The following is a 19,605-nucleotide window of genomic DNA, read 5'->3' on the forward strand; positions in this document are numbered from 1 at the left end:
CTTTCATGATCATGGCAAACTTATGGCTGCCGTTTATAAAAGGGGGTTTTGACAACTTTTGCTTTCAGCCGCTTTTTTCTGATTTCCACTTCGACTTCGGTGCCGATTGCGGCGGCTTCTTTTTTCAGCAAGGCGAGACCGACGTTTTTTTTCAAAGTCGGCGACTGTGTTCCCGTTGTCACTTCACCGGCTTTTTCACCCTGGTAATAAACGGCGTATCCGTGTCTCGGAATCCCTTTATCAATCATTTCAAGACCGACGAGCTTTCTGTCCGGCCCGTTTTCTTTCTGGGCTGCCAAAGCGGATTTTCCGAAGAAATCAGCTTCTTTATTCGTTTTGACGGCAAAGCCGATCCCCGCTTCAACCGGAGTGATCTCTTTTGTAAGCTCCTGTCCGTATAATGGCAGCTTCGCTTCAAAGCGGAGGGTGTCTCTCGCGCCGAGGCCGCACGGCACAAGTCCCTCTTCCTTGCCCTTTTCTAAAAGAAGCTGCCAAATGTATGCGGCATCCTCATCTCGGCAGTAGATTTCAAAACCGTCCTCACCTGTATAGCCCGTTCTGGAGACAAGCGCCCGCACGGTGCCGATCGCTGTTTCATCACGGAAGGTAAACGGCGTTAACGCGGAGAGGTCAATGTCTGTTACTTGTTTTAAAATTCGTTCGGCTTTCGGTCCTTGAAGGGCAAGCAAAGATATATCGTCAGACAGATTGTTGATCACAACATCGCCTTCGGCATGCCTGTTCATCCAATCGATATCCTTGTCGATATTAGCCGCATTGATCACCAATAGATAGCGATTGGGTCCTTTTTGATAAACCAAGAGATCGTCAATCGTTCCGCCGTCTTCATAGCACATGGCCGTATATTGCGCCCCGCCTTCAGTCAGTGCGGAAACATCATTGGTCAAAAGCCTTTGCAAAAACGGAAGGCTGCCGGTTCCTGAGACTTCGACTTCCCCCATATGTGAAACATCAAACAGCCCCGCATTCGTCCTCACCGCTTCATGCTCTTCTTTAATCGATGAAAACTGAACAGGCAGCTCCCAGCCGCCAAAGTCAATCGTTTTCCCGCCATACTCCTTATAAAGATCAAATAAAGGCGTTCGTTTAAGCATTCTGCTTCCCCCTTCGATTTCAATCTAAACCAAGTTTGCCAATCATCAGAAAACGCGAAAGATTCCGTCATCAAATCCCGTTTGACGGCACAAAAAAGGACAGAGAACCCCCTTAGTCAGTTCGGAGGTTCTCTGTCCTGGCACCTGAAAGTTTACTTTGCTAAAAAACGCAAAGATGTCCCCTTTGGTGGTTTGCTAAACATGAAGATGATACAAACTCTCTCCAGAGTTGCGTCAAGCAAGAGTTCTTTTGCCTGAGAGATTCGCTATTTTTTGAGCTTGCTCCTTCGGCGCCGTCGGTTACGTTCCCCTTCGGTCTCTCCCCTTGCTCTCATTCGCTCATATTCATTTCTTTTCATGGACATACTAGATAAAGCTCACGATATTTTCGCTGATGATCTACAAATATCCTACCATCATCAAAGCGTTTGGGCAATAGAAAAAACCATTAACATTTTATTATTTTTTGTTTTCAATGTTCGTTTTTTATTGATTTCTGTATGAAATCATCTTTAAACAGAAAAGATTTTCTAAAAAAAGAGAACATTTATCTGATTTAGTATCGAGGAAAGGCGGCGTTACGATGAAACCAGACATTCATTTTGACAATGAATGGCCCGAACAGTTCAAAAAACATCTTCAGGAAGACGGACCTTGGGCGAATTGGGAGCTTTACCAGCTTTCCTGCGAGGTGCAAAAAAGGCTGGCGATTCCAACCTTTGAAGGACTGCAGGCTCCGTTTCATCTGCCTGATTTCACCCCGCTTCCCCATCAGCTTGAAGTCGCCCAGAAAGTGGTGGAGGAGATGAACGGAAAAGCCATTTTAGCCGATGAAGTGGGCCTCGGCAAGACGGTTGAAGCCGGGCTGATATTAAAAGAATACATGATTCGGGGGCTGGCAAAAAAAATTTTGATCCTTGTCCCCGCTTCCTTAGTGTCTCAATGGGTGAAAGAGCTGCGCGAAAAATTTCTGATCCCGGCCGTAGAACAGAAAAAAAGCTATGTATGGGAGCAGTGCGATGTTGTCGTCTCCTCTCTTGATACGGCCAAACGGTCACCGCACAGAGAAACCGTTTTGTCGATTCAATATGATGTCGTTATCATCGATGAAGCTCACAAACTGAAAAACAATAAAACCAAAAACTACGAGTTCGTCCGCAATCTCAAGAAAAAATATTGCCTGATGCTGACGGCGACACCGATCCAAAACAAGATTGACGAAATATTCAACCTCGTCTCCCTGTTAAAACCCGGCCATTTAGGCAATGAGAGCAATTTCAACAAAGACTATTCAAAGCAGATCAATTCAAAAGAAACGCATGAGCGCTTAAAATCGCTGATCAACAAAGTGATGATCAGGAACAGACGGCAGGATACGGGCATCACGTGGACAAAACGCCATGTCGAAACCGTACCTATCTCGTTTTCACCGACTGAGCAGGCTTTATATGACGAGATTCGAAAGCTGAAAAAAGACCATCTGCATTCATCAAGCATGTTTTCCATCATGACCTTGGAGCGGGAATGCTGTTCAAGCAGAGAAGCGGTCTACATGACGCTGAAAAACATGCTTGACAAAAAAGACAGAGAAGCGCCTGTTATCGGAGAGCCTGCGATTCATCATCTGATCGACAAAGTAAATGAAGTGGCGCAGAACTCCAAAGCCATGAAAGTCGTCGAGCTCATCCAGGAGCTCGATGACAAAGTCATTATTTTCACAGAGTACAGAGCAACGCAAATCTATCTGCAATGGTTCCTCCAGCAAAACGGCATCACCTCTGTACCGTTCAGAGGCGGTTTTAAAAGAGGGAAAAAAGACTGGATGAAAGAGCTCTTCCGCGGCAGAGTGCAAGTATTGATCGCAACTGAAGCGGGCGGTGAAGGGATCAACCTGCAATTTTGCAACAAAATTATCAATTATGACCTGCCGTGGAATCCCATGCGCCTTGAGCAAAGAATCGGACGGATTCACCGCCTCGGCCAGGAACGGGACGTCTACATTTATAATATGGCAACAAAGCATACGGTCGAAGAACATATCTTAAAACTGCTCTATGAAAAAATTCACCTGTTCGAAAAAGTAGTCGGGGACTTGGATGATATTTTAACAAAAATAGAGGTCGGCAATTTTGAAGAGCATCTGCACGACATCCTTTTTTATTCGGCTACTGACGATGAAATGAAGATCAAGATGGAAAACCTGGCGTCATTCATTTCCTATGGAAATGACGCGGCAGGAAGCCATAAACAGATTGGAGGCTGACAGATGCGTCAGGAAGAAATACACCGCTTTTTGGAACGCTTTTTCACGGCAAACGGATGTGATATCACCGACAAAAGCGACGGCCATTTAACCGTACAGCTGACGCCCGAAGTCGATAAACAAATCATGAACAGGCCGTTTTACTGGCATTGGCTTGAAAAGACGGGCGGCGAGCCAAACCCGATGAAAATCACGCTGATTACAAATGAAGATCTGGCGCCGGACGGTATCGAAGGCGATTTCATTCATTTTGGCTCGCCAAGACTTTTTCAAATTTTTCAAGCGGTCAAGAAAAACGGAAGATTCATCCGCCTTTATGAAAAAATCCATTCTCAAGGAACGCAAGTTCCACTTGAGCCCTGGCTGGGGATGAATGTGACGATCTCTTATCAGTCTGATAAGAAAAAAGACAAGCTTTTGTCTCTCGGCCTTCACTTGATCAGCGGTCAGCTCATAGAAGAGTTTCAAGAGCAAATGGAGGAGAGAGCTCTTTCTTCGCAAATATCCGATTACTGCTTTACGATGTCGCCATTGATCAAACCGGAGAGCGGCATCAAACGGATTGAGCGGTATATCGAACAGGCGGCCAGAAATGAGCCGCTCGACTGGGCGGAGGCTTCCCATAAAAGATGGGAGAGTGACCTTGCACTGCTGAATCAATTTTATGAAGAAACAGAGGAAAAACCGGAAGAGTATGAAATTGAAAAAAAGGCGCTCCAATCGCTTTACGAGCCGAAAATTGAAATAAAGGTGGAAAGCGGCGGGTTATTTTATTTGCAGAAAAAAATTTCAGGATAAATTTTCCGATTCGACATCGTTCTTGTTTTTATTCAAAAGCGGGGAATTATAATGAAATTATGGAGACAAACTATTGTTTCATTTTTTGGACAAGGATGGAAAAGTGGTGAGCCTTGAGATTTATCTTTGTTTATGACATCACAGTTGACTGAAATACATAATCAAGTATTTTAGGGGGGAAATATATGAATAAAGATAAAAATGAGAAAGAAGAATGGGATGAGGAATGGGCAGAGCTGATCAAAAATGCCCTGAAAGCAGGCATTAGTCCAGAAGAAATACGGTTTTTTCTTCGTTTAGGAAAGAAGTCTTCCGAAGCTTCCACATCAATTGAAAGAAGTCATTCAATAAATCCTTTCTGAATGTGCTATAATATCGAAAGGAAGGTGATGACATTGATTGGCCAGCGTATTAAACAATATCGAAAAGAAAAAGGCTACTCACTATCTGAACTAGCTGAAAAGGCTGGGGTAGCGAAGTCTTATTTAAGTTCTATAGAAAGAAACTTACAAACAAACCCCTCCATTCAATTTCTAGAAAAAGTCTCCGCTGTTCTGGACGTCTCGGTTCATACCCTGCTTGATGAAAAAGATGAAACCGAATACGATGGTCAATTAGATAGTGAATGGGAGAATCTAGTACGTGACGCTATGGCTTCAGGGGTTTCTAAAAAACAATTTCGAGAATTTTTAGATTATCAAAAGTGGAAGAAAAGACAAGAAAAGGAGTAAGTGCACATCTCTTACTCCCTTTTGGTCTTTTTACGCGAATACTGAGCCAATTCTTTAATAAACATAAAAAAACGGATCATTCAGATCCGTTTTTTCGCATTGCTCCATATTACTTATCTTCACTGTGAGCTCTTTCGTTTTCTTTTACATATCCGTTTTCGTCAGCATGTTTTTTGCCGTCGATTGTCAGGCCGTTCCATTGAGTGCCTTCGAATGAGAAGTCAAGCTGCACAGAATCTCCTTGATATTTGTTCTGCACCATTCTGCCATCCTTATCCGTTGTTTTGTCATTGACAAACTCAATAACAAGCTGCACTTTGTCAAAGTCATACGGATCTTTAGGAATGCCGTCATATTCAGGTGCAGTTTTGCCGTCGATTGTCGCGACATTGATTTTGCCGTTGTCATGCAGGAAGCCCGGCGCAATTGCTTTTTTGACTTTTTCCATTGCCGCTTTATCTTTCTTCGCAGACATATTGTACAGATCGTACAGGTTCGCTTCATCTAAAATGATGTTTTTAGGATAGCCGTTTCCGCCTTCAACTCCGACAGTCAGAACGCTGACTTTAAATTGTTCCAGGAAGTCTTCAGCAGAGTTTTTCCCGCCGTTTTTCGCGTTTCCGTCAATGAAATTGCTGTAGCCAAGCTGCATCAGTACTTCTTTAATAGCAAGTGAGCCATCATTTTTGAATTCGAAATCTTTGGTGAATTTGTCGCCTGGTTTCAGGTTAGACAAGTTCACTCTTGCAGATGTATCTTTAGCGTTTAGGTCAAGTGTACCTGCCGCATAAGTGGCTTGAGTTGTTTCGATATCGTTGAACGCAGCCCAAGTTCCTCCTCCTACTAATGCCAGTCCCAGCGCAGCGGAAGCAACGCCTAATCCGATTTTTTTCTTTGTACCCATTGATAAACTCCTCCTTTTATAATAAAAACTCTATATATGGAACCTGAATATCAGGTTGCCAACGAAGATTACATGGAAACTGATTGATCTTTTCCGGCAGCTTCGATCGCTTTTGCTTTTTGATCTATTTCTCTTAAAGCCGCTGATACTGTAATGACTGCGTAAAGAATCAATAAGAGTCCAGGCACGATTAACAAGATGGCCGTGCCGATTGGTTTGCTAGCAAAATCCAGCACATAGCCGGCATACGGTACCGTAAAACCCGAATATTTTGCTACTACATTTTCCGCCAAAACAGGATCGGAATCAGGGTTTTGGTTGTTGTCACCCTTTGTTTGAAAGATAAGATTTGATTTATTTTTTGTTATACCGATAATTCGGTGGGTAACCATTGTGTCTTTGTCTTGCATGAATGAAATGATGTCTCCCTTTTTCAATGAGGCGGGATTTTTCACCTTTTCAACGGCGATCACAGAGCCTGTCATAAACTCCGGCTCCATCGATCCGGATAAAACCGTTTTCAATTGATAGCCGAACAGCTGCGGCTCTCCGCCGGACGATTTCGTTGAGATCACAACGATCACCGCCGCGATGATCAGCGTGAAAATAATCACATACAAAATGTTGCTGACCCATTTCATTACTCTTTTCATGACGATTCCCCGCTTTCTAATGAATGGTCTTCGTTATTTTTTTCTTCATTGACCGATTGACTGCCGTCTGTTGTTTCTTTATGTGTGTCTTGTTTAGATTTTTTCTGTACGTCTGTCTTGTCTTTTTCTGTTGATGTTGCTTTTTTAGGTGGCTTAGGTGTTTCTTCCTTGCAATCTTGAAGAACCATTGCTTTAGACCAGATGAAAGCTTTTCCCTGTTTTTGATCAGGGTGGCCTTCAGGCTTGATCAGTTTAAACGCGTATGTTCCTTCCTTTACTGCCCGCTTTGACTCGATCCTGTACACGCCGCCTTTTCCTTCTTTTGAAACCACACCTTTATCAATGACAGTTCCGTCCTTCGGTGTCTTCGCCGGATTCTCCAGTTTGTGAAGCTCCCATTTCCATTCCGAGCTGGTTATCTTGTCACCGCTGTTTTTATATTCGGCATATAAGGCGCTAGGCGCACACACTGTCTTGTTCGTCTCGGTCTGTTTCTGAAGCTTCAAATCGCTTCCATCCCAAAGGACATCATCTGCTTGATCAAACTTTGCAGACGCTTTCAAGGGCATGCTGTAATATTCGACATCATGAAACGATGCGTTCGTATATTGATTCAGCTGACTCCCCAATCCAATTAAAAGGTAAATGATCAAAATCATTTGAAAACCGATAACTATTTTCTTGTCTCTTTTTCGGCATCTCCTAGTGCGAGAAAATCGGATCATGACCACCCTCCTAGCGAGTCAAAGTATATCCCGTTCGTTTTAAAGAACCTTATAGTTAGAGTATAAAGAACAGGGGTAAGGTTGAAAACTGTCAAAATAGTCGATTAAGTTCGTTTTACAGAACATTATCGTTTAATTCCTCAAAAAACCTCTTAAATTCTCATCTTTTTGAAAACTTTGAAGTTCTTTATAATGTACACAATTTCTTCTTAATTTTTGTATAAACCGTGTTGACAAGGAAAAAATAGTGAAGAAAGGATGATAACCCCATGCTGAAAAACTCCATCTTATGCTTGTTTTTATTGCTGGCAGGTTTCGGGCCGCTTCAACAAGCGGCAGCTCAAGACACAGCCCACATGTCAAAATGGGAAGAAAAAGCGGTTCAGGAAGCAAAAAAAAGGTATCCGTCAGCAGAAGTGCGCCTCACGAAAAAAGTATGGGATCGAAAGCGCACAGACGAAGCGGTCAAACAATACCATGTGACTCTTAGCGAAGGAAACAAAAACTTTGGTGTTTTTGTCACCATTTCATATGAACCCACAACACATAAAATTAATAAAGTGGTCGTCGTGGAAGAATATAAATAAGCCGCTTTGCGATGCAAAGCGGCTTTCAGATTGTTGACAAAATCCCAAAACGGCTTTTAGTTTTGGGATTTTGTCATCCTTTCAGCGTGATTGAAAACCCTTGCAGTCTAGGAAGGCCGAGCATCGGAGCGGAGCGAATGTTGCAATTCGTGAGCACCGACGCGCAGGCCTGACAACGAATGCGAGGGTTTGTCGACACGCTGAAAGCCGCTTTGCGATGCAAAGCGGCTTTCATGTTAAACGAAAGGGAAGCGGTTTTCTCAGGTGGAAAGGATTTTGCCGACTGACATTTTATTTATCGCGGCGTTTAAACAACATGGCACAGCCGACCGGCAATATGCCAAACCAGCGGTAAATTCTTGACGAAGGTTTGCTCTCCCTGCGCCTCTCTTTCATCTGTTTTCTTTCGTTCTTTGGCGTGTCCATATACTTCACAAGCTGTTCTGTCATATATTTTACATAATCGTTCGTTTTCATCAAATCACCTCATCATTCCTATATGAAGAAGTGTTGTCACCCGGCCTTTTATTTATACATGCTTGAAAGGTCTAATACTCCTTCCATTGAAGGATGTTATTTTCCTTGAAACGAAACAGAAATTCGGCATGTTTCACCGCTCCCTCCGCTGTCCTGGCCGTGATCTTCACACGCTTCATCTGTTGATCAGCTTGGGTAACAGTATATGTCGCAAGTCCATAAGCCGTTTCAACCTCTCCATCCGTCTCTTCGCGAATGTTCCGAACAGCGTGCAGTATGCCGTTTTGGAGAAGGTTTTGCTGAGTATAAAATTCTTTTGTCTGTTCTGCAAAGTCAGACCTGGTGATCAATGAAACAGCCGAATGGACAGCGCAAAGCATGCAGATCACAGCCATAAAAACAGATGCGGGATAAATGAACCCATTTGAATTGTTCACACTTGACCACCCTCTAAGCTGAATGATAGATCGGACATGCTGTATGATATGCCTTGCCGCTCAGACTTGTCACTTCAAGGTTCAATTGATGATCTTGAACCTGAAATGTGATCTGTTTGACATTTTGTAAAATCGGCACGTGGCCTTTTGAATCGACCCTTTTGCGGATGATTGTTTGATATTGTTCGTAGCGGACCGTCCGTCCCAGTGAGTTGATCATCTCCAATGCTTGACGACCGCTTTTCACTTTGACATCAACGGCAGCCCTGCACTCTTTTACAAGCTGCTCGGCTGTAATGGTCCACTCTTGCAAATTGAGATCTCCTTGTCTTGCGGGAGATAAAAACAGCTGAAAAATGGATGCCATTGTTCCGGCTATAAACAGGTAAACCGTAAATGAGAATAAAACATTAAGAAGGGTAAAGCCCTTTTGTCTGTAAAATGGTGAAGCAGTGTTTTTCCTTTTTTCCAGGTTCGATGGAAATACAGACTTTATAGTCATCCCCTTTCTCCTTCCAATCAATATTAAAACGGGTCCCCTGATACACCTCGGTTTCCCGCGGCTGAAACCGGCCTGTCAGCATGTAGCGGCTGATCTTTTCATCGAGTATGCGATACGCCTCCTCTTCTTTTTCTATCATGTCCCGATGTAATGCAATCTGATGAAACATTGGGATAAACGAGACGGTGATCATCGTCCAAATACTGAAAGCGGAGACGGCCTCAAGCGTTGTAAAACCTTTATTTCGTTTGAACATTGATTTTGCCGCTTCCTAAATAAATCGTCAATTCAAAATAAGCATCACCTGTTTCAATCACCATTTTCCCTCCTTGATTCGGGGCTCCGTTTGGACTGTAGGTTAGCTGCCGTTTCAGCGTCGATTTTTTGATGGAGATTTTACGATCATAGGTTCTTGTCAGATAAGGGTCAGAACGTTTATCAGCAGGCAGAATAACGTATTTGAAATGGTCAAAATCAAACTGCACCTTTACCTTCGTATTTTGTGCGAGCGCTGTCTGCTGCGCATAAAGCAAATCCTCCTCAAGCTGGGAAACGAAGTTCTGAACGGCTTTTTTTTCATAAATGGGAGGCAGTCCGGCAAATAAAATGACCATCATCAGTGAACTGATCATCAAAACCGTTAAGCTTTCTAAAAGAGTAAACCCTTTTTCATCCATCTCCATTAATCAGACTGCACCTTGCCGTTGGAAATTACAATCGCCTTCCCGTTTGGACATCTTACATTCTTTTTAACATATCCTTCTGATTCAAGCTCGCTCAAGCTTGGCGTCTTGCCGTCATGGTCCATCTGGTAAGCTGTGATTTGCGCTTGAATCATATTTTTCAGCCCTTCACAGCCCTTCTTTTGGATGCTTTGATTATGTTTTGTGACATTGGGGATTGTGATCAAAAGCAGAATGGATACAACGAGCATGACGACGAGCATTTCGATCAAAGTAAATCCCTTTTCATTCAAACTGTCGCCCTCCTTTATAGCTGATTCATCATTTGATACATTGGCAAAAGCATAGACAGATAAAGAATGAGTATCATCAGCGCGGTCAGTCCGTAAATCATTGGCTGGATCATGCCTGTCCACTTTGCCGCTTTCTTTTCGAGACGATCGAGCAGAAATTGGCTGTACGAATATAGTTCTCTGTGAAGATGACCGTTTAACTGGCCGTGAACAATCGCTTTGGACAAATCTTTTTCATAATAGGGGCGTCCGGCTATCATTTCATCGATCGCTTCCCCTTGTTTCAGCCTCTTGATCAAACACTTGGCCTCGTGCTGATAAAACGGCAAAAAAGGCTGGCTCTCAAATGCTTTTAGACTTTCGTATATAGACAAACCGGATTTTAAAAGGTTGCTCAGCTGAAGTGAAAAAAAATAGCTGTTAAATAATTTGAGGATTCTGCCAAGCAGAGGAATTTTGATGAAAAGAAGCATTCGGGCTTCAGGAGGCTTATGCCGGAAGCTGCAAACATAGTACACAGCTAAAACTGCGACCAACAGCAGCATGAGGATGAACAGCCATGTGAAACTGTCAAAAAACAAAAATATGAAGGAAGTCAAAAAAGTTCTCTCGATATTCATCGAATCGTAGATCGCTGAGAATTGCGGCAGAATGGCCGATTTTAAAATATAAGAGATGAGACAGACCGTCAAAATTAAGAATAAAGGATACTTTGCGGCTTTCTTGATTTTTTCGGCCTGGCCGATTTTACGGTGAAGCAGCTCTCCGCTTTGGCAGAAAGCGAAGGGCAAATTCCCATGCTGCTCGGCAAAATAGACAATGCTGACGGCGTCTTGATGAAATGACATCATATTCAAAACTTGAAAAACAGGGTGTCCTTCAGTAAGCTTCCGTATTCCAAACGAGATGTCCGCTCTTTGATGTTGGTTCAATTGCAGCGCCAGCATGCTTAAAGCGTCCAGCAGCGTATAGCCGTTTACTATCATCTCGCCGAGCTTTTCAAGAAGCTCCGCCTGTTCCCGCACAGGCCATTTGCCTTTATTCCGACTCATGATCAACCCAGCGCTCATAGGCTTCCGCCGGCAGATAGCCGAGCGCAATTCCTTTTCGAATCAGCATGCCTAAAGTTTCATCGCGGACAACGGCATATTCACCTTTTGCTTCTTTTACACATTGGTGAAGCCTTTTCCCATAAAGCAGCTCAAAAATGCTTGCTCTTCTCACAGGCCTGGACAATCGGCAAAACAAAGAGCATCTGTCGCCGCAAAACGGGCAGACAAGCCCTACCAGGCGCTGAGCGCTTACTGCGATGAGCGTCTGTTCAATTTCTGTTATGTCAATACCAAACTCAAGAAGCCTGTAAATCGCTCCCTTTGCATTTTTCGCATGCATGCTCGTGAGGACGAGATGTCCTGTCAGCGCAGCTCTGACTGCGGTTTCGGCTGTTTCGGCATCACGGATTTCCCCCAGTATGATCATGTCCGGATCATGGCGGAGAACCGCCTTTAAACCGGCCGAATACGACATTCCCGCTTTTTCATTCACCTGTACTTGCAAAATATTTTCGCTTCTCGATTCAACCGGATCCTCCAATGTAATAATGTTGCGGTTAAAGTGGCGTTTGGCATATTCGATCAGCGAATAAAGTGTTGTCGACTTGCCTGATCCGGTCGGACCGGTAAAGATCATTAAACCGTGAGCATGTTTCAGGAAAGACAGGAGCTTGAATGTTGCGCTTGGAAACAAAGAAAGCTTTTTGAGCGGCTGTTTGCTTGTCTGCGGCAAAACGCGGATCACCAGGCTTTCTTCATTTATGGTTGGCAATGTGGACATTCTTAAATGAACGGGCTCCCCCTTCATGTGCAAGGTCAAGGACCCGCTTTGCGGCTGCCTGCGTTCACCGATATCCATGGAAGACAAAAATTTAAAATGAGAAATAAGCCTCGAGCATTCATTTTTCGTTAATCGATGCTTTCTAAACAGCTCACCATCAATTCTGAAGCGTATCAGCGCGTCTTTTTCTCCCGGAACAATATGGATATCCGAAGCTTTCATCATGAATGCCTCTTCGAATAATTTCCCGCTAAATGATTCAGTCGTCTGCAAAAACCTTGCGCCTCCTTTCTAACCGCAGTTTAAACGAAAAACACCAGCAGCATCAAACCACAAAAAAATGAAAATCAGCTGAAACCGGCAGAAAAAAATAAGTTTTGGAAGGCGCAATTCTCTATTTTAGATAGCTTTCAAAGCTCATTTTATAAAATTCATCACGCGTCTACATTAGGTCGCTGCCGGCTTTATTTTCCTGCAAGCCGTGTTCTTCCCTGATGCAAAAGCCTTTTTTTCCAAGAGCTTTAGCCAAACTTTGCTCTGTTTTAATATGAGAAAAGTCGATGCCGAGCTTCACGACCGTCTGGGCGATTTCCGGGCGAATTCCCGAAATAATCGTTTCAATCCCCAAAAGTTTTGTACTGTCAACGACCTTGAACAATTGATAAGCAACCATTGTATCGACGACCGGCACACCTGAAATGTCGATAAACAGATGGGACAGGTGAAGTGCTGTACATTGGCTGAGTGCCGATTCAATAATCACTTTTGCCCGATGTGTATCGATTTCTCCAATGAGCGGTAAAATGCCGATTTGCGCTGAGATCGGAATAACCGGAGCGCTCAATTCATGAATCATCTCTTTTTGCGCTTTCAAACAGCTTGCTGTCGCCTGATCATATTCAGAAAGAAAATGTTCAATGATTTCATCCATCAGCGAGTGAAGCCGTCTGTTCCAAGCAAATAGATGTTTTTTTGAACAGTCATGATCATTTGAAAACGCTTGGATCTTATCCATTAAAATACAGCGGAAGATTTTAAATCCCTTTACGCTTTCCATAACAGGCATTTGCCTTGCGGCTCTGTCCCTGGCCATTTGTTTCAGACAAATGCCGGCTTTTTCCCAATATTTCTCCGTCTTTTCCTCTGTTAGCACATTCGAGACCGCGTGTACAAAATATTGAAATTCTGCCCCGGTGTTGTCTTTTTCCGAAGGAATTTGAGCCATCCATTCATCAGCGATTTGATCCGCTTGTTTCATCAAATAATGATAAAGAGCGGAATTCGTGCTATCCATTTTCAATCCTCCTCACTAAAATTGCTCACAAATTCAGAATGTTTCACCTGGATCTGAGAGTTTTTCATCCATATGTATAAAACAACAGATATTGTCCAACACTATTCCTACAGTACGTTGGGCTATAGCCAAGCGGTAAGGCAACGGACTTTGACTCCGTGACGCGCTGGTTCGAATCCAGCTAGCCCAGTTGTTCCATGCGAAAAAACGAAGATTGCTGAATGGGCTTTTCAGCAGATCTTCGTTTTTTTCAGGATACTGATCGATGCAGCGTGTTTTTCTTTAATTTCAAAAGTTCGCTGGGATTATATCCGACAACAAGCTTTTCTCCATTGACGATAATTGGACGTCTCAACAGTTTCGGTTTTTGAATTAACAGCTCCAATACTTCGCTGACTGTTAATTCTTCAATATTCAGGTTGAGCTCTTTAAACGCCTGGCTTCTTGTTGCCAGTATTTCATCAATGCCTTCGGTCGTCAGAGCCAGAATCTCTTTCAGTTCTTCTTGATTGGGCGTCTCTTTGAATAAATGACGCTCCTTAAAATCAATCTGATTGGCTTTCAGCCAATGTTTTGTTTTTCTGCATGATGTGCAGCTCGGGTATGAATAAAAGATCAAGTCTCCCATATGATGTCCCCTCCTCCTGTTATGTTTGCCTTTGTTATGTGTAGTACCCTTGATCTTTTTGCCTTAAACACGGCAAAGTGAATTTTTTATCCGTCATTTCATTTCATCACAAAATTGTAAAAAATGAATTGTTTTTCTCAAAATGAAAATGTTTACATTTAAAGTTCAATTGATTTATAATAGATGCAAAGGGGCTTTTTGGGAGGGATATCAATGAATCGCATGTTCCGCGTATTAGGTTTCTGGACAGGTATCTTTGCGGTCATGTTTTATTTAGGAGATATGAAAGATGCGTCACTGCTGTTTTTCGGTCAAACGGTTTTCTTCGTCTTCTTATCGTACCTTAACTTGACCGAACGAATGTATATTTATATTTTCGGGGCATACTTGACGATCTTTTTTGCCGCTTTTACATACTATTCTGTTTTTATCATGGTTCCCGGTCAGGGGGGCCATTAAGAAAAAAAGAGACGATCCTCCGGATGCGTCTCTTTTTTATGTTAAATCGTAAACCCGTTAATGAACGGATTTTGTTCCTGTTCTGTCGCTATATCTGTTTCAGGGCCGTGGCCGCTTAACACCAGCGTCTCTTCAGGAAGGGTAAGAAGCTTTTGATGAATGCTTTTAATTAAAACTTCATGGTTCCCTCCCGGCAGATCTGTACGGCCGATGCCTCCTCGGAACAAAACATCTCCCGAGATGATGAGTTGTTCTTCTTCCACATAATAGGAAACACTTCCAGGGGAATGTCCCGGGGTGAAGAAAACACGCAGCTGAAACGGACCGATTTCAAGCACCTGCTCTTCTTCGATCAGATGGTCGGCTTTTTCAGCTGTAATCGTCTGTCCGGTTAACAGAGCTGATCCGTTTAATGATGGATCTTGCAGCCACTCTGCTTCATTTTGATGTACATATACAGGAATGTCCCATTCTTTTCTTACCTTGTCCACCGCGCCGATATGGTCGAAATGGGCATGCGTCAGTAAGACGGCAAGCGGTTTAAGCCCTTTTTCTTTTATGTATTCGTTTAGTTTTCCGGCTTCGCTTCCGGGATCAAAGATCAGGCATGCGCCGTCTTCTTTTGCTAAGATATATGCGTTTGTTTGAATAGGGCCTAAAGGCATTCTTCTCCACTTCATTTCTTTCACCTCGGATTGATCATTCTTTGTTCCATTATGAAGGTTTTGTGAAAAACTTTCAATGAATCAGGTTGCCCTCGACAAAACAAATGAAAACGGTTAAAATTGAATTATTGGAAATAAACTGCAGGGGATCCAAACGAAGGGGGTTTATATTGATGTTGCTCGTGATCATATTCGGTCTTGTCACGATATTATCAGCTCTGGGTGTTCTTCGTTCGCTTAAACAAATCAATGTGCTCGGCATTTTGTTCGGCGGAGCTGCTTTTTTAGTCTTCGGCTGGTTTACGGTCATGACGATTATAAACAGCGGATATCCGACGGTACACTAAGCTGTTTCCTTTTGGACAATAGGACAGCCTTGCACCGGAAAACGCGGAGCAAGGCTTTTTCTCTGCCGTCTTTGATCATTTTAAGCGATTTTGTACGCTTGACAGCTTCCCTTCCATTGTCGTTTTCTTATCGCGCCGGTCATCAATCCTGATGTTTGTCGCCACTCTGTGTATGCCTTTTTGAAACGGCGCTTCATGAATGGTTTGAATCACCTCGAACAAAGCGCTTAGTTCCCCTTCGATTAACGTATTCATCGGTGTCAGCTGATATTTGATTTTTCCTTCTTTTTGAAATCCCTCTAAAATCGTCTGAATCTCTGCCACATACTCGCTTACGCTCGGCGTTTCCGTTCCGATCGGTATAATGGTTACATCTGCTATTGCCACTGTTTAATACTCCTTTCTATTCCTTGATCACAAGGGGCTCGTATTGACTGGTGCGGAGTGAAATGATCTGATCCCGTGTATACCCGTATAATGCATATTTCCCGTCAGGAGACAATTCAATCGGAAGCATATCGATATCCTTAACAATGACCTTCCGTTTTCCGGACTTGAGATTGACGGATATCAGATCAAACAGAGATCCTGATTCACTCGGCTGATATGTGTAAAACAATTGATGTTGATCATCATAGCCATATTCCGCTGGCGAAAGACTTGAATATTCGGAGAACAGCGGAAGCGTGAACGAGCGCAGCTTTTCCGAAGAGGAAACATCTGAAAATATGTAGGTCCCGTTTTTGCTGTCTGCGGATGTCTTAACAACCAGCCGCACGTTGTTGAAGACGTCGAGCAGCACAGCTTGATCAGCGATTTTCTTTTCCCGTCCGTCCGCCATATCATAGGAATAAACAGGAGCCGGTTTTTGCCGGTCCTGGTTATTCCATTTCAAGAATTCGAAAGAGTCGGGAGACGTCCAGTGAATAAAAGCGGCCTGGACGATGTCTCTTTTTATTTTGGCTTCTTTTGCATTGAGCAAATATGATTCATAATTCCAATCTTTCGTAAAAGCTGTCACATATAAAAGGTAAGGATCGTGCTCATTCCAGTCCACCTGCAGTTCATGTGTGCGAAAGCCTCTTGAAAAAAGCTCATCTCCCTGCACATTCATCAGCGTTAATTTGATTTCAGACCCGTCGCCGGCGGTTTGAATGAGCATCATGCCTTTTTCCCTGTTCAACTCCAGTGATATCAGTCTTTTATCTGTTTTGTAGATCGTTTCACCCGTCCCTTTAAATATATCATATGATCTGATTTCACTGCCTGCAACCGGATGTGTTCGCGTATATAAAATGGTTTCATGATCGAGCCAACCCGCAGCTTCATCAAAATGCCGGTCCTTGAGTGCTGCAACTTTTTTTTCCTCGACTACTTCATCGTTTTTCCGCTTTTTTTCAGAATGTTCCTGATGAACGTTTTCCGAGCCGCCCATGTGAAAGGGCGTACAGGCAGCTGACAAACCCGTCATCACAGCGGCAATGATACATAATGAAACTCTCAAACCGGCCATTCTCCCTCCATCAATGATTCTCTGTCTTACATTACGGTTTTGCATCAAAAAGGTTTCAGCTCTCAAAAAAACAGGATGCCCACAAGATTCCTCTGCTTTTACAATATATATCGTCAAATTGTTTCAACGGTAAAGGATTTTTCCCTTTGCCGAGTTCAACTGTATACCCTTCTTTTTGATAAAAATGAATGAACCAATCCCTGAAACCCGCATAGCTGTCAATATATCTGACTCCTTGATATCCGCTGAGACGCTCAAACGTTTGGATGACACTGAAAGATTCAGAAGGCTCAAAGCCTTTATATCCCCAATAAATTTCTTCACCCTGCGTATGAAGCGCCACAAGACGATCAGGCGGCCGGCTGGCGATTAAATCCCTCATGGCGACCGCCTCCGGCTCGGTCAGCGGCGCATCACCGGGATAGTCTCTGTACGACGGTCCTTTAGGAGGCTTGCGCTGTTTCTCGATTTCCCAAAAAGACGGAAACTGATTATTTAAATCGACCCCGTTGATATTGGCTTTCCATTCCTTAAAATCGGGCTGATGCTCATTTATGTCATCAAGTGCGCCTGACTCTATTCCCAGAGACTCGGGACCGTTCAACACCAGATCAACTCCGTCGGGATTCACGAGCGGCACGATTGAAAGCTTAGTCTGGCAAAAAAGCGCCGGTGGTGAGTAATCAAACAGTTGGCGGCCGGTACATAAATAAAGGCAATATTCTTTAAGCCATTTCATCAGCACAGAGGTGGTAATCCATTCGTTGGCATGGAATGAAGCATTGATATGAGTCGTTTTTTCTGCATCCCGGGATCCGAGGCGCAGTTCATAAATCGGCTGCCCCAGCACGGAGCGGCCAATCACGCGGGTTGTGATAAACGGGAAGCAAGACGTCAGCTTTTCGATTTCGTTTGTCAGCGCTGTTGAATCATACACGGCCGTTTCTGTCAGCCATTGTTCATCGAAGTTTCCCCGTTCCTTTACCAATAATTTCATCTGTTCATATGTTTCTGCTGTTGGGGTGTTATTTCCTGCTTCTAAAGATGCTCCCGGAAAATAAAATTCTTCTACAGAAGCGCCAAGGTTTGCGCTGATTAAAAGTTGTTCGGGTATGTTCAGGATGTCAGACAGCCTTGACAAGTTTTGTTTTAACTCCGGTTTGATTTTGATAAATGCCATCAATGATCCCTCCCACAATAGCATATGACCGATGATTCAAATGGTTTTCGCAGATTTTCATTCCCTTTCGATCCCTGCTTTATTTTGCTGTTCGTGTTGTTTTTTTGTTACTTATCAGTTGCCGTTTTTGCTGCCGGAACATATCAACATGCTCTGCGATTTGAAGAGTAATCACTATAGAGGAAAAAGGCCGATACTCGTAATGGGAAGAGTTATATGTGAGTCAATGTACCCTGGCCATTTGCCGTATAAAACCGCTGCCCTTTTTGAATGGAGCAGAAACCGGGGAAATCATTTAAGGTTTTTCATGCCGCGGATTCAAAGGAGACACTAACCTCATTAAATTTGAGGATTTTCAGGTGTAGAAATGAAGTAAGTCCTTCTTTCAGCAGAAAGGGCTTTACTCATTAGAAACTGTTTTATTCCAAGCAGTTTTTTGCTTCGATATGTTTTCTTATAATAATTGTCGTACGAATATGTTTTAGTGAGTTTTGACTCCTCCAAAAGCTTTTATGGCTTTTTTGATCTTTAACCGCTTTAACTAAGCTGGCCAGTACGTCACCAACAGCACCTATACAACCTAGGGCTCCTTCAGTTTTGAATGGCTTGTCCGATTGTTTAGCACATAAAAGTGTTGAGAATTCAAATATCACCATACTCAAGTCTTGGAAGTTGCCTAACTATTGATGTCTTCTTAGGTTTCTAACGATTAGCAATATTTAAGACAAAAATTGTAATGCATTTCATATGAATTGCAGGACTTCTCATCAATATTTGCTCATTAGATAATGAAAAAACACTCTCAGTGTTTGAAAGTGTTATGGTAAAATATTCATTGTACAAAGTTTTGGCTCACTCAAGGGAAGTTGGCTCATCCCCTATGAAAGGGGGTGATGCTAATGGCAACTTTTCATGCGATTTATTTAATGATCGCTTTTGGCACGTTTATTCTTGCCTTGTTGTCGTATATAAACAAGAAATAGACTTCCCTTGAGCCCGCAAAGTTCCAGGGAAAGTCTATTCAAAAGACGCTTTGAGCCAGCCCCTTGAGGGCCGCTTTGTACTTCTGACTCGACTGTTGGCGCAGTCGGGTCTTTTTTAGTTTATGCAAAGATGAATAAGAATAAACCATGTAATGCATTACATTCTTTATTTAATAGTAATCAAATTTCATTACGTTGTAAACGATTTTGTTTACATGTATGAACATTTAAAGTGCCTCTTCAACGTAAAAGAGCAGGCTTATATCCACAACCAATTTATGGTTATAAACGTGATTTTCCTGCCTTCGTCACGGCTTTCAATTCGGATTCTGTGTATGCTTTTAAAGAGGTCGATGCATTCTTTTCATCATCTTCTTTTGATCCGTCATCCTTTGATTCATCTTTGCTCCCGGTTTCATCTTTGATTAATTCACAGTCAAATTGTTCATTGTCTTTGAGATAGAGATAAACCGATTTTTTGACGTTTCGCTCTGCTCTCAGAAGTTGATTCAAAAGCTCTTGCCTCAGTCATTAT

27 protein-coding genes, 1 tRNA gene and 1 riboswitch are annotated in these 19,605 nt (G+C 43.0%); of the genes, 9 read left to right on the forward strand and 19 right to left on the reverse strand.

Annotation, left to right across the window (positions count from 1 at the left end; translation table 11 throughout):
* Positions 1-20 precede the first annotated feature (20 nt).
* Positions 21-1,115, reverse strand: coding sequence for a glycine cleavage system aminomethyltransferase GcvT (gene gcvT, locus P3X63_RS13530; protein WP_026587839.1), 1,095 nt, complete (start codon positions 1,113-1,115; stop codon positions 21-23).
* A 232-nt stretch (positions 1,116-1,347) separates the two neighbouring features.
* Positions 1,348-1,450, reverse strand: a riboswitch (glycine riboswitch).
* Positions 1,451-1,698: 248 nt separating this feature from the next.
* Between gcvT and P3X63_RS13535 the strand changes: the two genes are divergently transcribed.
* The 4 genes from P3X63_RS13535 to sinR all read left to right on the forward strand — a co-directional run bounded on the left by P3X63_RS13535 (position 1,699) and on the right by sinR (position 4,907).
* Positions 1,699-3,378 (forward strand): DEAD/DEAH box helicase, encoded by a 1,680-nt coding sequence (locus P3X63_RS13535; RefSeq protein WP_026587840.1) that lies wholly within the window; start codon positions 1,699-1,701, stop codon positions 3,376-3,378.
* 3 nt (positions 3,379-3,381) lie between these two features.
* Complete coding sequence (locus tag P3X63_RS13540; RefSeq protein ID WP_026587841.1) at positions 3,382-4,176, forward strand: YqhG family protein; 795 nt, start codon at positions 3,382-3,384, stop codon at positions 4,174-4,176.
* Positions 4,177-4,361: 185 nt separating this feature from the next.
* Entirely contained in the window at positions 4,362-4,538 is a 177-nt protein-coding gene (gene sinI, locus P3X63_RS13545) for an anti-repressor SinI (RefSeq protein ID WP_026587842.1), read from the forward strand.
* Positions 4,539-4,571: 33 nt separating this feature from the next.
* Positions 4,572-4,907 (forward strand): transcriptional regulator SinR, encoded by a 336-nt coding sequence (gene sinR, locus P3X63_RS13550; RefSeq protein WP_006637528.1) that lies wholly within the window; start codon positions 4,572-4,574, stop codon positions 4,905-4,907.
* Positions 4,908-5,016: 109 nt separating this feature from the next.
* Here the strand turns inward: sinR and tasA are convergent, their stop codons facing one another.
* The 3 genes from tasA to tapA form a co-directional block, all read right to left on the reverse strand.
* On the reverse strand, positions 5,017-5,811 hold the full coding sequence (gene tasA / locus P3X63_RS13555) for a biofilm matrix protein TasA (RefSeq protein WP_277691017.1): 795 nt from the start codon (positions 5,809-5,811) through the stop codon (positions 5,017-5,019).
* Between the two features lie 68 nt (positions 5,812-5,879).
* A complete protein-coding gene (gene sipW, locus P3X63_RS13560; protein WP_026587844.1) occupies positions 5,880-6,464 on the reverse strand; it encodes a signal peptidase I SipW in 585 nt (194 codons plus the stop codon).
* Entirely contained in the window at positions 6,461-7,189 is a 729-nt protein-coding gene (gene tapA, locus P3X63_RS13565; protein ID WP_026587845.1) for an amyloid fiber anchoring/assembly protein TapA, read from the reverse strand. Before tapA ends, sipW begins: the two co-directional genes overlap by 4 nt.
* A 269-nt stretch (positions 7,190-7,458) precedes the next feature.
* Here tapA and P3X63_RS13570 point away from each other — a divergent pair, with 269 nt between their 5' ends.
* Positions 7,459-7,776 (forward strand): YqzG/YhdC family protein, encoded by a 318-nt coding sequence (locus P3X63_RS13570; RefSeq protein ID WP_026587846.1) that lies wholly within the window; start codon positions 7,459-7,461, stop codon positions 7,774-7,776.
* A 291-nt stretch (positions 7,777-8,067) separates the two neighbouring features.
* On the opposite strand, the gene P3X63_RS13575 is transcribed toward P3X63_RS13570, so the two are convergent.
* The 9 genes from P3X63_RS13575 to P3X63_RS13615 all read right to left on the reverse strand — a co-directional run bounded on the left by P3X63_RS13575 (position 8,068) and on the right by P3X63_RS13615 (position 13,295).
* Positions 8,068-8,253, reverse strand: a complete 186-nt coding sequence (locus tag P3X63_RS13575; RefSeq protein WP_277691018.1) for a YqzE family protein — start codon at positions 8,251-8,253, stop codon at positions 8,068-8,070.
* Positions 8,254-8,324: 71 nt separating this feature from the next.
* On the reverse strand, positions 8,325-8,690 hold the full coding sequence (gene comGG, locus P3X63_RS13580; protein ID WP_026587848.1) for a competence type IV pilus minor pilin ComGG: 366 nt from the start codon (positions 8,688-8,690) through the stop codon (positions 8,325-8,327).
* A gap of 13 nt (positions 8,691-8,703) precedes the next feature.
* Entirely contained in the window at positions 8,704-9,192 is a 489-nt protein-coding gene (gene comGF, locus P3X63_RS13585) for a competence type IV pilus minor pilin ComGF (protein WP_277691019.1), read from the reverse strand.
* Entirely contained in the window at positions 9,101-9,448 is a 348-nt protein-coding gene (comGE, locus tag P3X63_RS13590; RefSeq protein ID WP_277691020.1) for a competence type IV pilus minor pilin ComGE, read from the reverse strand. Before comGE ends, comGF begins: the two co-directional genes overlap by 92 nt.
* Positions 9,432-9,875, reverse strand: a complete 444-nt coding sequence (gene comGD / locus P3X63_RS13595; protein WP_236251143.1) for a competence type IV pilus minor pilin ComGD — start codon at positions 9,873-9,875, stop codon at positions 9,432-9,434. The genes comGE and comGD overlap by 17 nt, the downstream gene beginning before the upstream one ends.
* Positions 9,875-10,168, reverse strand: coding sequence for a competence type IV pilus major pilin ComGC (gene comGC / locus P3X63_RS13600; protein WP_026587852.1), 294 nt, complete (start codon positions 10,166-10,168; stop codon positions 9,875-9,877). The genes comGD and comGC overlap by 1 nt, the downstream gene beginning before the upstream one ends.
* A 14-nt stretch (positions 10,169-10,182) precedes the next feature.
* Positions 10,183-11,220, reverse strand: a complete 1,038-nt coding sequence (gene comGB / locus P3X63_RS13605) for a competence type IV pilus assembly protein ComGB (protein WP_277691021.1) — start codon at positions 11,218-11,220, stop codon at positions 10,183-10,185.
* Positions 11,207-12,274, reverse strand: coding sequence for a competence type IV pilus ATPase ComGA (comGA, locus tag P3X63_RS13610; RefSeq protein ID WP_277691022.1), 1,068 nt, complete (start codon positions 12,272-12,274; stop codon positions 11,207-11,209). Before comGA ends, comGB begins: the two co-directional genes overlap by 14 nt.
* Before the next feature lie 169 nt (positions 12,275-12,443).
* Positions 12,444-13,295, reverse strand: coding sequence for an STAS domain-containing protein (locus tag P3X63_RS13615; protein WP_277691023.1), 852 nt, complete (start codon positions 13,293-13,295; stop codon positions 12,444-12,446).
* Positions 13,296-13,413: 118 nt separating this feature from the next.
* Here P3X63_RS13615 and P3X63_RS13620 point away from each other — a divergent pair.
* Positions 13,414-13,485, forward strand: a tRNA-Gln gene (locus tag P3X63_RS13620).
* Positions 13,486-13,545: 60 nt separating this feature from the next.
* Here P3X63_RS13620 and P3X63_RS13625 read toward each other — a convergent pair.
* Positions 13,546-13,923, reverse strand: coding sequence for a Spx/MgsR family RNA polymerase-binding regulatory protein (locus P3X63_RS13625; protein ID WP_035428189.1), 378 nt, complete (start codon positions 13,921-13,923; stop codon positions 13,546-13,548).
* 213 nt (positions 13,924-14,136) lie between these two features.
* On the opposite strand from P3X63_RS13625, the gene P3X63_RS13630 reads away from it, so the two are divergent.
* A complete protein-coding gene (locus P3X63_RS13630; protein ID WP_026587856.1) occupies positions 14,137-14,382 on the forward strand; it encodes a DUF2626 domain-containing protein in 246 nt (81 codons plus the stop codon).
* 41 nt (positions 14,383-14,423) lie between these two features.
* Here P3X63_RS13630 and P3X63_RS13635 read toward each other — a convergent pair whose 3' ends face one another.
* Positions 14,424-15,062 carry an MBL fold metallo-hydrolase gene (locus P3X63_RS13635; RefSeq protein ID WP_026587857.1) on the reverse strand — a complete coding sequence of 213 codons (639 nt, stop codon included), beginning with the start codon at positions 15,060-15,062 and terminating at the stop codon, positions 14,424-14,426.
* 158 nt (positions 15,063-15,220) lie between these two features.
* Between P3X63_RS13635 and P3X63_RS13640 the strand changes: the two genes are divergently transcribed.
* A complete protein-coding gene (locus tag P3X63_RS13640) occupies positions 15,221-15,394 on the forward strand; it encodes a DUF2759 domain-containing protein (RefSeq protein WP_003183486.1) in 174 nt (57 codons plus the stop codon).
* A 75-nt stretch (positions 15,395-15,469) separates the two neighbouring features.
* Here the strand turns inward: P3X63_RS13640 and P3X63_RS13645 are convergent, their stop codons facing one another.
* Genes P3X63_RS13645 through P3X63_RS13655 form a run of 3 tightly spaced genes read right to left on the reverse strand, consistent with a single transcriptional unit; the run spans position 15,470 to position 18,087 of the window.
* Positions 15,470-15,781: an MTH1187 family thiamine-binding protein gene (locus tag P3X63_RS13645; protein WP_026587858.1), complete on the reverse strand. Its 312-nt coding sequence runs from the start codon at positions 15,779-15,781 to the stop codon at positions 15,470-15,472.
* A gap of 16 nt (positions 15,782-15,797) precedes the next feature.
* Positions 15,798-16,907 (reverse strand): YqgU-like beta propeller domain-containing protein, encoded by a 1,110-nt coding sequence (locus tag P3X63_RS13650; RefSeq protein WP_077736427.1) that lies wholly within the window; start codon positions 16,905-16,907, stop codon positions 15,798-15,800.
* Positions 16,908-16,962: 55 nt separating this feature from the next.
* Entirely contained in the window at positions 16,963-18,087 is a 1,125-nt protein-coding gene (locus tag P3X63_RS13655) for a M14 family metallopeptidase (protein ID WP_026587860.1), read from the reverse strand.
* An 899-nt stretch (positions 18,088-18,986) separates the two neighbouring features.
* On the opposite strand from P3X63_RS13655, the gene P3X63_RS13660 reads away from it, so the two are divergent.
* Positions 18,987-19,070, forward strand: a complete 84-nt coding sequence (locus P3X63_RS13660; RefSeq protein WP_201278511.1) for a putative holin-like toxin — start codon at positions 18,987-18,989, stop codon at positions 19,068-19,070.
* Between the two features lie 282 nt (positions 19,071-19,352).
* Here P3X63_RS13660 and P3X63_RS13665 read toward each other — a convergent pair whose 3' ends face one another.
* The gene (locus tag P3X63_RS13665) at positions 19,353-19,583 is read right to left on the reverse strand and encodes a hypothetical protein (RefSeq protein WP_051290388.1); all 231 of its coding nucleotides are present in this window, start codon (positions 19,581-19,583) and stop codon (positions 19,353-19,355) included.
* Between the last annotated feature and the right edge of the window lie 22 nt (positions 19,584-19,605).

The sequence above is a fragment of the Bacillus sp. HSf4 genome (genome assembly GCF_029537375.1).
In the GTDB taxonomy this organism is placed as follows: Bacteria; Bacillota; Bacilli; order Bacillales; family Bacillaceae; genus Bacillus; species Bacillus sonorensis_A.

Coding starts and splice junctions, on each gene's coding strand:
- gcvT (WP_026587839.1), bottom strand. CDS start 1,115: ATGCTTAAACGAACGCCTTTATTTGATCTTTATAAGGAGTATGGCGGG.
- P3X63_RS13535 (WP_026587840.1), top strand. CDS start 1,699: ATGAAACCAGACATTCATTTTGACAATGAATGGCCCGAACAGTTCAAA.
- P3X63_RS13540 (WP_026587841.1), top strand. CDS start 3,382: ATGCGTCAGGAAGAAATACACCGCTTTTTGGAACGCTTTTTCACGGCA.
- sinI (WP_026587842.1), top strand. CDS start 4,362: ATGAATAAAGATAAAAATGAGAAAGAAGAATGGGATGAGGAATGGGCA.
- tasA (WP_277691017.1), bottom strand. CDS start 5,811: ATGGGTACAAAGAAAAAAATCGGATTAGGCGTTGCTTCCGCTGCGCTG.
- sipW (WP_026587844.1), bottom strand. CDS start 6,464: ATGAAAAGAGTAATGAAATGGGTCAGCAACATTTTGTATGTGATTATT.
- tapA (WP_026587845.1), bottom strand. CDS start 7,189: ATGATCCGATTTTCTCGCACTAGGAGATGCCGAAAAAGAGACAAGAAA.
- P3X63_RS13570 (WP_026587846.1), top strand. CDS start 7,459: ATGCTGAAAAACTCCATCTTATGCTTGTTTTTATTGCTGGCAGGTTTC.
- P3X63_RS13575 (WP_277691018.1), bottom strand. CDS start 8,253: ATGAAAACGAACGATTATGTAAAATATATGACAGAACAGCTTGTGAAG.
- comGF (WP_277691019.1), bottom strand. CDS start 9,192: ATGACTATAAAGTCTGTATTTCCATCGAACCTGGAAAAAAGGAAAAAC.
- comGE (WP_277691020.1), bottom strand. CDS start 9,448: ATGTTCAAACGAAATAAAGGTTTTACAACGCTTGAGGCCGTCTCCGCT.
- comGD (WP_236251143.1), bottom strand. CDS start 9,875: ATGGAGATGGATGAAAAAGGGTTTACTCTTTTAGAAAGCTTAACGGTT.
- comGB (WP_277691021.1), bottom strand. CDS start 11,220: ATGAGTCGGAATAAAGGCAAATGGCCTGTGCGGGAACAGGCGGAGCTT.
- P3X63_RS13615 (WP_277691023.1), bottom strand. CDS start 13,295: ATGGATAGCACGAATTCCGCTCTTTATCATTATTTGATGAAACAAGCG.
- P3X63_RS13625 (WP_035428189.1), bottom strand. CDS start 13,923: ATGGGAGACTTGATCTTTTATTCATACCCGAGCTGCACATCATGCAGA.
- P3X63_RS13630 (WP_026587856.1), top strand. CDS start 14,137: ATGAATCGCATGTTCCGCGTATTAGGTTTCTGGACAGGTATCTTTGCG.
- P3X63_RS13635 (WP_026587857.1), bottom strand. CDS start 15,062: ATGAAGTGGAGAAGAATGCCTTTAGGCCCTATTCAAACAAACGCATAT.
- P3X63_RS13640 (WP_003183486.1), top strand. CDS start 15,221: ATGTTGCTCGTGATCATATTCGGTCTTGTCACGATATTATCAGCTCTG.
- P3X63_RS13650 (WP_077736427.1), bottom strand. CDS start 16,907: ATGGCCGGTTTGAGAGTTTCATTATGTATCATTGCCGCTGTGATGACG.
- P3X63_RS13655 (WP_026587860.1), bottom strand. CDS start 18,087: ATGGCATTTATCAAAATCAAACCGGAGTTAAAACAAAACTTGTCAAGG.
- P3X63_RS13660 (WP_201278511.1), top strand. CDS start 18,987: ATGGCAACTTTTCATGCGATTTATTTAATGATCGCTTTTGGCACGTTT.